Source organism: Dysgonomonas sp. HGC4, from assembly GCF_001261715.1.
GTDB lineage: Bacteria > Bacteroidota > Bacteroidia > Bacteroidales > Dysgonomonadaceae > Dysgonomonas_A.
In genome coordinates, this window is sequence record NZ_CVRU01000126.1 from 15,097 (window position 1) to 28,785 (window position 13,689).

6 protein-coding genes are annotated in these 13,689 nt (G+C 34.8%); 4 read left to right on the forward strand and 2 right to left on the reverse strand.

All coding sequences use genetic code 11. The features are described from left to right. Positions 1–68: 68 nt before the first annotated feature. Entirely contained in the window at positions 69–3,578 is a 3,510-nt protein-coding gene (locus tag HGC4_RS13060) for a bifunctional proline dehydrogenase/L-glutamate gamma-semialdehyde dehydrogenase (RefSeq protein ID WP_050710581.1), read from the reverse strand. A gap of 363 nt (positions 3,579–3,941) precedes the next feature. On the opposite strand from HGC4_RS13060, the gene HGC4_RS13065 reads away from it, so the two are divergent. The 4 genes from HGC4_RS13065 (at position 3,942) to tilS (ending at position 12,364) form a co-directional block, all read left to right on the forward strand. Next, on the forward strand, positions 3,942–5,216 hold the full coding sequence (locus HGC4_RS13065; protein WP_050710582.1) for a M64 family metallopeptidase: 1,275 nt from the start codon (positions 3,942–3,944) through the stop codon (positions 5,214–5,216). A gap of 175 nt (positions 5,217–5,391) precedes the next feature. After that, on the forward strand, positions 5,392–9,813 hold the full coding sequence (locus HGC4_RS13070; protein ID WP_050710583.1) for a translocation/assembly module TamB domain-containing protein: 4,422 nt from the start codon (positions 5,392–5,394) through the stop codon (positions 9,811–9,813). Beyond that, entirely contained in the window at positions 9,813–11,003 is a 1,191-nt protein-coding gene (locus tag HGC4_RS13075; RefSeq protein ID WP_050710584.1) for a class I SAM-dependent methyltransferase, read from the forward strand. Before HGC4_RS13070 ends, HGC4_RS13075 begins: the two co-directional genes overlap by 1 nt. A 41-nt stretch (positions 11,004–11,044) precedes the next feature. Further along, positions 11,045–12,364, forward strand: coding sequence for a tRNA lysidine(34) synthetase TilS (gene tilS / locus HGC4_RS13080; protein WP_050710585.1), 1,320 nt, complete (start codon positions 11,045–11,047; stop codon positions 12,362–12,364). On the opposite strand, the gene HGC4_RS13085 is transcribed toward tilS, so the two are convergent. Then, positions 12,354–13,689: tetratricopeptide repeat protein (locus HGC4_RS13085; protein WP_221406875.1), on the reverse strand; the 1,336-nt coding region annotated here is incomplete at its 5' end. The two genes, tilS and HGC4_RS13085, sit on opposite strands and share 11 nt — an antisense overlap.

Consider the following 13,689-nt stretch of genomic DNA (forward strand, 5'->3'; position numbering starts at 1 on the left):
AACTATATTACCAGATATAAAAAAGGACTCAATATTGAGTCCTTTTTTTGTTATATATATTACACTAATTATTTGTGCTCATCGAATATACTACCATAACGATGGTATTCAAAAGCAATACTTTGCTCTTTCATATAGTGAAGTAATTCTAATCGACCTTCAATTAAAGGTTTGTTTGTAGCAATATGCTTTCCTAATTTAGCCGCTTTAGCAAATATAGCATCCGACAGATTAGCCGTACAAGTTCTTACACGCTCATACTTATCCATATCAGCTATAAATTGCTCTTCGTTTTGGATAACTATATCTATACCTTTAATTATTGAAACAGCTTTCTCTAATGCCTTCAATTTATTGTTATCAGCATCAATACTTACAAACAAGTGAGTCTTTGCAGTAGAAGCAGCTAATAAACTTAACAACACATCACACAAATTATCATTTGGCTGAATACGAAGAACTACTTTTCGTAAAGGTAAGTAACGAAATATATTAGACTCACCATAAATATGGTTTACATCGCGTTCTTCGAAGAACTCTTCACGCCATACTTTTCTATAATTAACAGTAGCAAAATCTAATCGGGCTTTCGACTTCTCATCTGTAACAAGCTCACTTAAAGGAGAATTAGACGATTCAGCAGTTACATTTTCTTTTTCGGTACACTCAACGAAACAAGATACATAATTTACTCCTCCCGCTTTGATGCCTCCGCCAAAAGCAGAACGTTTCATCCCTCCAAAAGGTTGACGATTAACGATAGCGCCCGTAATGCCTCTATTTATATATAAATTACCGGCCTCAAGAGTATTCTTCCAAAGTTCTTGCTCGTTCTCATCCAAACTTTGAAGACCGGAAGTCAGTCCGTATTCCGAAGAGTTTACATAATCAATTCCCTGTTTCAAATCATCTATACACACAACAGCCAATAAGGGAGCAAACAATTCGGTCTTAAACGTATAACTGGTTGGTTTTACTCCCCACTTAACAGTAGGTTTTAGAATGTATTTCTTATCATCTACAAATTCGGGAGCCACTAACCACGACTCACCCGCTTCCAGATTATCAATTGCATGCAACAATTTATCATTATCATTAGTAATCATGGGACCTACTATATTACCTGGATTCCAAACGCTTCCTGTATGAAGACTCTTTACAGCATCTTTTAGCTTAGATTTAAAATTCTCATCATTATAAATATCTTTATCCACTAACAACAGCGAACATGCCGAACATTTTTGACCTGCATTACTAAATGCAGACGAAACAACATTCAAAATAGCGTGATCCTGATCACCATTACCTGTAAGTATAATTGCATTCTTTCCTCCTGTTTCAGCAGAAAGTGGTGTACGAGGACTGTTCTCTAATAGACGGAATGCAGTATCAGTACCTCCCGTAAGAATAACATGCTTTATAGATGGATGAGCAGTCAGATAATTCAAGGGCTCTCTTCCATCGGTGCATACTACCTGTAACGCATCTTTAGGTACACCTGCATCCCAGAAGCATTGGGCAAATTCCCAAGCAATAGGTAAAGCTACTGTTGCAGGCTTTAAAATTACCGTATTACCTCCTGCCAATGCTGCAGCAACACCTCCAACGGGAATGGCTAACGGAAAATTCCATGGTGGAATAACTAATACAATACCTTTCGGTGTATATGATAGAGTATCCAATTTTTCGAAAGACTTCATCGTTATCGGATAGAATCGACAAAAATCAATAGCTTCCGAAACTTCTACGTCACCTTCCATAAACGTTTTGCCCGTAATTGCCGACATACATCCAATCAAATCACCTCTCTTCGCCGATATATTATCGGCTACTGTATGTAAGATTTCGTTACGCTTCTCTAATTTAGTCTTTCTCCAACCCGATTGATCTAATTCTGCAATTGTAATAATCTCTTTTACTTGTTCTAATGATGATAAACTAGCCTCACAGAAACAAACTTCATCATTGCGACTTCTATCGTAATACTTCTTCTGGCTTTCGGTTGTTACTTCCTTATCTCCTATCTGAACAGGTATTTTGTAATTATCGGCATTTATCTCAGTGCCCCACTTCTTCAATTTATCTAATGCCCATTCTCTATTAACGGATAAATCTAAATCAGTATCGGCTTCATTATGAAACTCATTTATATCTTTTACAGGAATAGGCTTCTCCGTTCTATTTTGCTTTCTGAAAGCTTCTGCTTTCATGCTGTCCTTTCTTTCATATGCTTCAAGAAATTGATTGGCTAAAAAATCCCAATGAGGACTATCTAATTTTAAATTAAACGAATAACTCAAGAAATTGTCCTTACCTGTATTCTCATCCAAGCGTCTAACCAAATAAGATACAGCATTAAGGAAGTGCTCTTTCTTTACAACCGGTGTATATAATATGATTTGCTTTCCTAAACCTCTCATTACACGAGGCAGATGGTTTGCCATACCTTCGAGCATTTCAAAAGTTATATAATCTTTTACATTATTCTTTTCACTCAATAGATATGCATATCCAATTGTAAAAAAATTATGCGATGCCACACCAACATGCAATACCTTAGCATTTTCGGGTAATAGAGCTATATCCAAAATATGCAAATAGTTTGCATCAACATCAACTTTGGTTGGCAAAACGGGATTAGCCCATCCCTTCATCGAAGATATAATGCTTTCCATTTGAAGATTAGCACCTTTTACCAATCTCATTTTAAGAGGTGCTCCACCTTCTGCAACTCGCTGCTTTGCCATCTTCAATAATCGTTGATGATAGAGTGGCGCATCAGGCAAATAGGCTTGCACAACTATTCCTCCTGTATAATTCTTAAACTGGGGCATATTCAAAACCGTCTCAAACACATCTAGTGTTAGCTCTGCATCCTTATACTCCTCCATATCCAGATTTACAAACTTAGCTTTCTTAGTGCCCTCTTGCGTAGTATATGGATAATCTATTGCTTGCTGGTATATATTAGCAACAAGCTCACAAAGTTCTTTCTTATTTTGCTCATAGTTCAATGGTTTGATTTGAGCATAGATACCTGATAATTTTATAGATATATAATTAATATCCGGTTCCTTCAATGCATCCAGATAATGCTCATAGCGATGCTTAGCTTCACTATCTCCCAAAACAACTTCTCCCAATAAGTTTACATTCTGTCCTATATGGCTTTGCCATCTATGTCCTAAATGCTTGGTTAGTTCGGGACGCTCTTCTCCTATAATTATTTTATTTGTCTCTTGACGAAGACGGTCCTTAAAGATGGGTATAGATATACCATTAAATAAATAGCCTACACTTGTAAATAACTTCAGCATTGCCTGATCAAGAGGACCAAAAAAATCGGGAACTCCATATTCCTCAATAAGCAACTTCATGCGCTTTGCCAGTTTTTTGTTATTACGAATCTGCGACGACTCGTCCAACATTTTCGACAGTAAAATTTTATTGGCAGGAGTTTGTACCAGCGAAGCAAACTTTTGTTGTTCCTTTACTTCTTCGGGTGTTAATTCACTTTCAGCCTTAGCCAAGAATTGTTTAGCCCAATCCAACACATCAGAAGTCTTTATGTTTTCCATTTATTCCTAAAGATTAAAGTATAATATGATCGTAATTTTAATGTTGTATTAATTTAGTTGTAACCGTAAATATTTTGAGGAATAAGTACCCCTCTCCATAATTTTAGAAACTCGTAAATGAATGTGTAATTTTAATAATAATTCTCTTTGCAAGATACAAAATAATCCATATTTTAAAAAATAATAATTTTGATATAAAATTAGACAAAACAACATCAATATAAAACAAATATCAAAAATATTAAATCCATTAGAAAGAAAAGAAAGAAATACAAGATACAATTACTCAATGTTAATAAAACGAATATATCAAGGTAAATATGTATCTTTAGATTCTTAATTATAGACCCAAATCTATTCACTATGCGTAATCTTGTTTTTCTTTCATGCTTCTTGCTTTCTATAATTTGTCGAAGTCAAAATTTCGATACTTATTTTGTTGACAAAACTTTACGAATCGATTATATATTTTCTGGAAATTCAGAGAATCAAACTATATCAGTAGATCAAGTAAACGAACTTCCACAATGGGCTGGACGTAAACATAATTTATCCAATACTTTATTAGAGGGAAACGGACAAATTACAATGTATAACATCCAATCGGGAGAATGTATATATAAAAATACATTTTCTACCTTGTTTCAAGAATGGGTTACCACAGACGAAGCTAAAACTATAACCAAAAGTTTCGAAAATGTATTTCTATTACCCTTTCCTAAAGAAAAAGTAAAGGTGGAAATTGCTTTAAGGAGTAAAGACGGAGAATACAAAACCAAAATAAGTCACCTTGTAGATCCTTCCGATATTCTAATTCGTAAGAAAGGATACAAAGACATTACACCCTACTCTATTATTCATAACGGCAAAGACAATGTAAAATCTATCAATGTGGCAATAGTAGCCGAAGGGTATAAAGCTGATGAAATGGACAGTTTCAAAAAATATGCAGAAGAAACCGTACATCAAATACTATCTTATACACCTTTTGATAAATATAAAGACAATTTCAATTTCTATATTGTAGAAAGTGCATCTAAAGAAAGTGGGTTAAGTGTTCCTCGTAATGGTATATGGAAAAATACAGCTTTCAATTCGCACTTTGACACTTTTTACTCCGAACGATACCTTACTACCAGCCATATAAAAGATTTGCACGATGCTTTAGCAGGCATACCCTACGAACATATTATAATACTTGCAAACACTGATGTATATGGTGGTGGAGGAATTTTCAACTCATATACATTAACGACTACTGGACACAAAGATTTTAAACCAGTAGTAGTACACGAGTTTGGACACAGTTTTGCAGGTCTGGCAGATGAATATTTTTACGAAAGTGATGTATTAGATAATACCTATGAACATAATATAGAGCCTTGGGAACAAAATATTACAACATTGGTAAACTTCGACTCGAAATGGAAAGATATGCTGGCTCTTCAAACACCCATTCCGACCAATCTGAGCGATAGTACCAAATATAAAATCGGTGTATTTGAAGGTGCAGGCTATTCGGCAAAAGGCATATACAGACCAACTATTGATTGTAGAATGAAGACAAATACCTATAACAAGTTCTGTCCTGTTTGCCAACGGGCACTAGAACGATTAATACTATTTTATACCAAGTAATCGGCCCTTTTATAAATTAGTATTAATTATCACAAAAATAGAGCGAAATACGACTTGCTTTTTATAATTTTGTGTATCCAAAGAAAGATACTCTATAAAACGATTTAAATATATATTTCTCAGCATATTAGGAATAATCTTAGGATTAATATTGCTTTTATACGGCCTATTGAATATGTCGTACGTGCAGAATTATATCAAAGATCGAATTGTTCTCGAACTCCGTAACAAACTACAAACCGACTTAAACATCGGTTCTCTGTACATCAAACCATTCAATGTAATACAACTGAATGATGTATATCTGAACGATCAGAAAGACAGCAGTATCCTGATTGCCAAGAAGGTATATGCAGACTTAGAAATACTACCCCTTCTCAATAATCAATTGGTAATTACAGTATCTAAATTGTCAGACTTTCAGGTCAACCTGGCGAAAGACAGTGCAAGTGCCCCTTTAAATATTCAGTTTATTATTGATGCCTTCAAGCCTAAAGACGACAAAAAAGGAGCCAAATTTCAAGTAAAGATACATTCCTTAAATATCAGCGATGGTCGCTTTCGGTTCGACATTAACGATCGTCCTGCGCTAAAAGATAAATTCGACTCTAATCACATCAATGTTTCAGACCTCAATGCAATTCTTTCATTACGTTCATTGGAAACTGATTCATTGAATATCCAAATCAAAAAACTAACCTTACAAGAGAAAAGCGGATTCAAGATCAACAATCTTATAGTAAGACTTATAACCCAAGAGAATCATCTTTTCGTAAGAGGTTTTAAACTTGAATTGCCCAAATCGCTACTTCAATTCGAGAAATGTGAGATAGATTACTCTTCAACAGATTCTACAAAGAAATTGATAGATAAGGCTATTTTTACAATCAAGACTTCTTCGTCCTACATAGCACTGAAAGATATTGCAGCTTTTGTACCCGCATTTAAACACTTTGAAGAACGAATATTGTTTAGAACCGAAATAGATGGAAGTCTCGATAGTATACGAGTTTCTAACTTAGCACTAGATTACGGTGAGAAAATGCATATCGTAGCCAAGGGAAACGTCAATAATGTAAGAGATAAAGAGAAGCTATACCTAGAAGGTAGTGTAAGCAATCTTACTGTGACTAAAGATGGAGTTAAGGGAATTCTTAATAATCTGTCGGGAACCAAGAAAGAATTACCTCCAATATTTAATAATATAAATACAGTTTCGTTTCATGGTAACATATCGGGACTTCTCAAACAGCTAAAAGCTGATGGATATCTGGGAACTGAGCTAGGCACAATAACAGCAAAACTCGATTTTGGTTTTAACCCCAACCCTAGTATTAAATCGTTTTTCAAAGGAAATATCCGCACTCAGGAATTCCAATTAGGTAACTTACTGAATAATAAAGATCTTGAGAATATTTCTTTAAATCTGGATATTAATATCAATCAACCCACCTATGGCAAACTAAGAGGTTCAGTAGATGGACTGGTTGATAAATTCACATTCAAGAAGTACACTTATAATGATATTAAACTAGGTGGTACTTACGACGGATTGCGCCTCAATGGAGGGTTATCTCTTAATGATGAGAATGCTATTTTAGATCTCCACGGTTTATTCGACCTATCGGATAAAGAACCTAAACTCAACTTTGATGCGCGCCTTAAGAATGTTCGTCTCGATAAACTGAACTTAAGCAACAAATACAAAGAATCGTACTTAAGTGTGGATGTGGATGCCAACTTCTCAGGAAAAAACATTGACGATATTCAAGGCTACATAAAAACAGACTCGGTTAGCTTTAGACAACCTGACAAAAGCTTTACTCTTGATAACTTTATTATCGAAGCATCAGGGTTAGCCGACACCCGAAAATTGAGTATAAAATCGGATATTATCAATGGAGAAGTGACGGGAGCATACTCTTTCACAACCATTGCTGAAAGTGTAAAAAGATCTTTGAATGCTTATCTTCCTGCATTGATTGATTTTAATGAAAAGAAAAAAACGAATATAAAATCGAATGATCTTTCTTTCGACTTTACGATTAACAATACAGAAAAGGCTAGCGATATATTTCAACTACCTGTAACCATATACAGCCCCACTAAGATAATCGGGTTCTATAATAATCAGACTGAACGATTTAAAATCGAAACATATCTGCCATCCATAAAAGCTGCAGGAACCAAAATACAATCGGGTTATTTATTGCTAGAGAACAACAATGAAGAAATAAAATCAACTATATCAGGAACATTTGTTACCAAAAACGGAACATTGAATAATCTATCAACAGATATTCGTGTGAAGAATGATGTAGTTAATATACATACCTTATTCTTAAACAAAGAAGAAGGCAGGCTTAAAGGTGAATTTGCTAACTCTATTGCATTTTCTAAACCCGATAAGAAAACTTTACAAACGGATATCCGATTCCAAGCAGGAGAGCTTATACTAAATAACACTCTTTGGAAAATTAAAAATTCCAATATTCGTATTATTCCTAATAAGATTAGTGTAGACAATTTTGTAGTGACCAGCGAAAATAAAGACCAACAACTAAGTATAGACGGTACTTTTTCAGCTAAAGATCCAGACGAAAAGCTTCATGTTCAGCTAAGAAACATTGATCTCGATTATATATTCAACACTCTCTCAATTAGCGCTCTGCAATTTGGAGGATCTGCAAGTGGCGATTTGGCTCTCTCTACCATAGATGGTCAACCTTATGCTAATATTAATTTAAAGGTTCACGATTTTGCATTCAACAGTACAAAACTTGGAGATTTAGATTTATTCAGCGATCTGGATGCTGAAACTAAGAAAGTAAATCTTAAAGGAACAATAACAAATCCCGAAGACAAACTAACCAACATTGACGGGTTTATTAATCCTCTTACACAAGAGCTGTCTATAAATTTCGATGCCAAAGAAATAGATGTTGCTTTCCTTAATAAATACGTTGCAAGCTTATTTAACGGAATCAAGGGTAAAGGTAGTGGTAATGTCCACTTGTTTGGAGATTTCTCTAATGTAACGGTCGAAGGTGAAGCCTTTATCGAGAATGGTAGTTTAGGGATAAACTTCCTTAATACCAATTACTCCTTTACGGATACTATCTATATGAAAAAGGATCTCATTTACTTCAATGATATCGCATTTCATGACGAAAAAGGAAATACTGCTATGATTAGCGGAAAAGTTGTACACGATTATTTTACGAACTTCTTATATTATGTAGACCTTGTTGGAGACAATTTTATGCTTTACAATGCCACACAAAAACTGAATCCGATGTTTTACGGAACAGTTTTCGGATCAGGTTCGGGAGTCATAAAAGGCGACGAAAGAGCTGTGGATATCAATGTGAATATGCAGACCAACAGCAACACTAATATTTATATGAATTTTATGGAGGATAAAGCCTCCGAATATTCTTTTATCAGATATAAAGCGAAGGAAGAAGTAACCGATTCAATAAAGAATCCAAATGAGAAACCTAAGTTCAGCAGACTTCAAACCGACTCTGGAATTGAGATCAATATGAATTTTTATATTGATGCAACTCCTGACGCTACTGTCGAATTATTGATGGATCCCGTAGGCGGTGACAGATTAAGAGGTTCGGGAACGGGAGCTTTGCAATTCACTTGGGGAACCAATAAAGAGCCCATGTTGTATGGTACTTATATGATTAATAAAGGTTCGTACAATTTTACTTTCCAAAAGATATTTGAACGTAAATTTACAATACAAGACGGCAGCTTTGTTCAGTTCAGGGGAGATCCATTTGAAGCAAACATAGATCTTACAGCTATATATAGAGTAATAGCCAATCTGAACGATCTAGATCAAAATATAGCTAAAAACACAGGACAAGCCAGTGTACCTGTAAACTGCATATTGAATATTACGGGAGCATTGCGTCAACCTAAAGTAAATCTGGATATTGCTTTACCATCTGCTGACCCCGAAGTGCAGCGACAAATAAAGAGTCTGATTAGTACAGAGGATATGATAAACAGACAAATTGTTTATTTATTATTGCTGTCTAAATTCTATACGCCCAACTATGCCATGACAGATCAGAAAACATCCGATCTGGCGGCTGTTGCATCTGCAACTCTATCTACTCAATTGAGTAACATACTTAGCCAATTGGACGATCGCTGGCAGGTAGGTACAAATATTCGTACCAGCGATGCAGGATTTTCGAGTACCGAAGTAGAACTTATACTTTCAAGCAGATTACTTAACGACAGAGTACTGTTTAATGGCAACTTTGGGTATCGAGATAATCCCATGACGCAAGATGCTTTCATCGGTGATGTAGATATTGAAGTATTACTAAACCGTATCGGTACATGGCGTCTTAAAGCATACAACCACTACAACGAAAAATATTATTACGTTGGAGCCGGAGGTAGCGGCAATGGAGTGCAAACACAAGGTGTAGGTATCTTATACAAAAGAGATTTCGATTACCTAAGAGAATTATTTACAAGACCTAAAAAGAAAGGGCAGCCCTTACAGCCTGATTCTATAAAGCGCCAAGATACAGTTAAGCATATCAACCAAATTGTCAAAATGAAATAATGAGTCTTATCGATCAGCAAACAAAGCAATTTATAGCGCTACATGAATCTGACGATATACGACAACTTGCTTTAAAAACGAAGTCGTATCCGGAGATTGATATGCCTATGGCTATTCAGCAAATTGCAGGAAGACAAATTGCTAAATATAAAATCCCTTATTGGTATCAACACGAAGACATCATTTATCCTCGACATTTATCGATGGAACAATGCTCGTCTGAAATCACAGCTCTTTACAAAGCCTCTCTATGCAAAGGTGATACTCTTGTAGATCTTACAGGTGGATTGGGAGTCGATTTTTCGTTCATGGCAAAAAATTGTAAACAAGCCTATTATGTAGAAACTCAAAATGAATTGACCGAATTAGCCAAATGTAATTTTAACACACTAATGCTAAATTGTGCCGAAGTTGTAGAAGATGATGCCATTTCTTTTCTCAATTCATTTGATAAAATAGCAGACACTATATTTATTGATCCTGCAAGGAGAAGCAATACCGGAAAAAAAACAGTTTTGATAGAAGATTGTACTCCAAATCTGATTGAAATAGACGATCTTCTTAATAATAAAAGCAAACGGGTTATTATAAAACTATCCCCCATGCTTGATATTACCCATGCCCTCACGTCGCTTAGCAATGTTACCGACGTGCATATAATAAGTGTAAATAACGAGTGTAAAGAGCTGCTATTCGTAAAAGAAAAATCAGAGAAAGAAACACAGCTTATTTGTGTTAATCTTTTAACTCATAGAGAAAACGAGTCCTTTACTTTCACCAAAACTGAAGAAGTTTCATCCTTTGTTTCTCATACTGATAGCCCCGAGAAGTATTTGTATGAGCCGAACAGCTCTATATTAAAAGCCGGTGCATACAAAAGCGTGGCTTTAAGGTACAATCTAAGAAAATTACATCCTAACAGCCATCTATATACTTCTGATAGTTTGATCACTGATTTTCCGGGTCGGAAATTTGAAATTAAAGAAGTTATTTCGCCCAATAAAAAAGAAATTAAAGTAAATTTCAAAGACACTAAACAAGCTAATATTGCCACAAGAAACTATCCTTTTTCGGTAGCAGACATAAGGAAACAAACCAAACTTAAAGAGGGTGGCACCGATTATATATTTGCTACAACTCTGGCTAATGAAAAAAAAGTATTAATTTTGTGTCAGAAGGTTCTTGATTAAAATCATAAACCAAACTTACCGTACATAATTCAATGCTGTCCATGCAAACCATTTCCAAAGTAAAAAAATACATCCAAGACAATATGCTACTTACCGATAAGGCTAAAGTTATTATCGGCGTCAGTGGTGGTGCCGATTCCATGGCATTGTTGGATATACTTCATCATTTGGGATATGATTGTATTATTGCTCATTGCAATTTTCACCTTAGAGGACAAGAATCGTACAGAGACGAGTATTTTGTAGAGAAAGTAGCTTCAAAATATAATTTGAAATATGTATCGGCAAATTTTGATACGAAGAAATACATCGAAGAAGAGTCCATATCCTTAGAAATGGCTGCAAGAGAGCTACGTTATGCATGGTTCGAAAAAATCAGAAAAGAATACAAGGCTGATAAAATTGCAGTAGCTCATCATCAGGACGATTCTGTTGAAACGGTATTAATAAACCTGATAAGAGGTACAGGTATACGAGGTTTGAGCGGTATTCCACCCATCAATGGAAAGGTAATCCGTCCCCTACTCTCCATATTCAGAGAAGATATTCTCGAATATCTAAAAACTAAACATATTGGTTTTGTAGAGGATAGTACCAATAAAGAAGATATTTACACTCGTAACAAAATACGTTTAAATGTAATTCCTCTGCTTAAATCAATAAATCCGTCTGTAGTACAAGCCATACAAAGAACATCGGAAAATTTATATCATACCGAAAGTATATATAATGCTTATATTGAAAAGGCAACCCGCAAAGTGTTTTTGGATAATAAGATTGATATTAATGCTTTATTGAAACAAAAAGAGCCTAAGACTATTCTTTTTGAGATTCTATTTCCATATGGTTTCAATACATCTACAGTTGATAATATATTCGATTCAATAAATAGCCAATCAGGCAAAGTATTTTATGCGACTGATTACCAACTGATCAAAGATAGGGAGGCATTTATCTTAGAACCTATTAACAATCAGCCCGATAGTATTTATACGCTTTTTGAACATGAAACAGAGATTAGCGAACCTGTGAAAATGACATTTGAATCGTTTCGTAAAACTTCATCGTTTAAAATAGAACAAGACCCCAATATTATCTATTTAGACAAAGGGAGACTGGTTTTTCCTCTCATAATCCGCAAATGGAAACATGGTGATAAGTTTATTCCTTTTGGGATGAAAGGGCACAAAAAAATAAGTGATTATTTTACAGATCGTAAATTTAGTTTAGTCGATAAAAACAATACGTGGCTGTTATGTTCTGCCGATGATATTGCATGGATTGTTGGTGAGCGTATTGACGACCGATTCAAAATAACCAACAAGACAATAGAAGTCTTAAAAATCACTCTCAATCAGTAGTAACTTTAGCTACTTCTTTCTCTAAACGTCCAATTTGCGAATTAAGAGTTTTAATGCTTGATTCTACGTTTGTCATTTCTAATTTATGCGTCTCATCTTTATCCTCTCTTCTTTTCAACTCCTCCAGATAATCTCTTAAAGATGCCTGATATTTAAGATAATAGTTCAAAGCTTTATCAGCTTGTCGCAGATCATAATCATATATAGTTGCTAAAGTGAAATTAAGATACATGTTTTGATTTCTCGTTCCATATCTTGTTGCCTCTTCATAATTATCAACTGCTTCTTTATATTCTTCAAGCCCCTCATATCCTTTAGCTAACCCTCTGAAATAAAGATAAAGGTACATATCAGCAGGAATCGTGCGATCAAGAAGAGTTCCGAAGTAAGTAACAGAATTAGCATAGTCTCTAATCTCATTCGAGATTACCCCCAAGCAATATAATACTCTAAGGTTTGTAGAGTCTTGCGCATAGGCTTTTAATAAAAATGGCAGAGCCTCCTCATTCTGTCCCAAAGAGTAATAAGAAATACCTAAACTTCGGTTAACAACCAAAGAACTGTCTCCATTCAAATAGCATCTTCTGAACCTAGAAACAGCATCTTCATAAAAATCAGCGCCATAATAACTTAACCCATTCAGCAGATTAATCTGCCTATTGGTACTGTCCTTTTCAACAAAACTATCCGAAAGCCTCATTGCCTCCTCAAAGTTTTTTTGTTTGATATTTATATTTATCAAACTTGCTATCGAAAAAACATCCATTGTATCCGCCTCTATCGCTTTACTGTAATAAGCCATTGCACTATCGAGTTCATTCATATTTTCAAAGCATTGCGCAGAACGCTTAATCATATTGCTCAACTTATAGTCATCAGTCAACGCTTTATAGTCAACTAACGCATCCTTATAATTATCAAGACGATACAACATATCTGCTCTCTTGATTTTATAATATATATTGACCGAATCAAGTTCTATCAAAGCATTATAACAATTTAAACCAGCACTCCAATTTGAAAGAGCCTGATAACATAAAGCCATTTCTGATTTTATTTGTAAATCTTCGGGATATGCCTGTGACAGAGAGGATAAAACCTCAATCGCTTTCGAATAATTATCTAAGCCTTTATAAGAAATGGCTCTCTTTTCTTGGAGTTCCTTTGTTTGATTTTCATTCTCGATAACTATTAAAGCTTTATCAAATTGATAACTAGCAATGTACTCATCAATAATTGGATAATTATTTTGAGCTTTTAGTAAGGGATAATATCCAATAAAAAATATAGTTAGATAGATAAGTGTTCTCATAATTAGATTACTA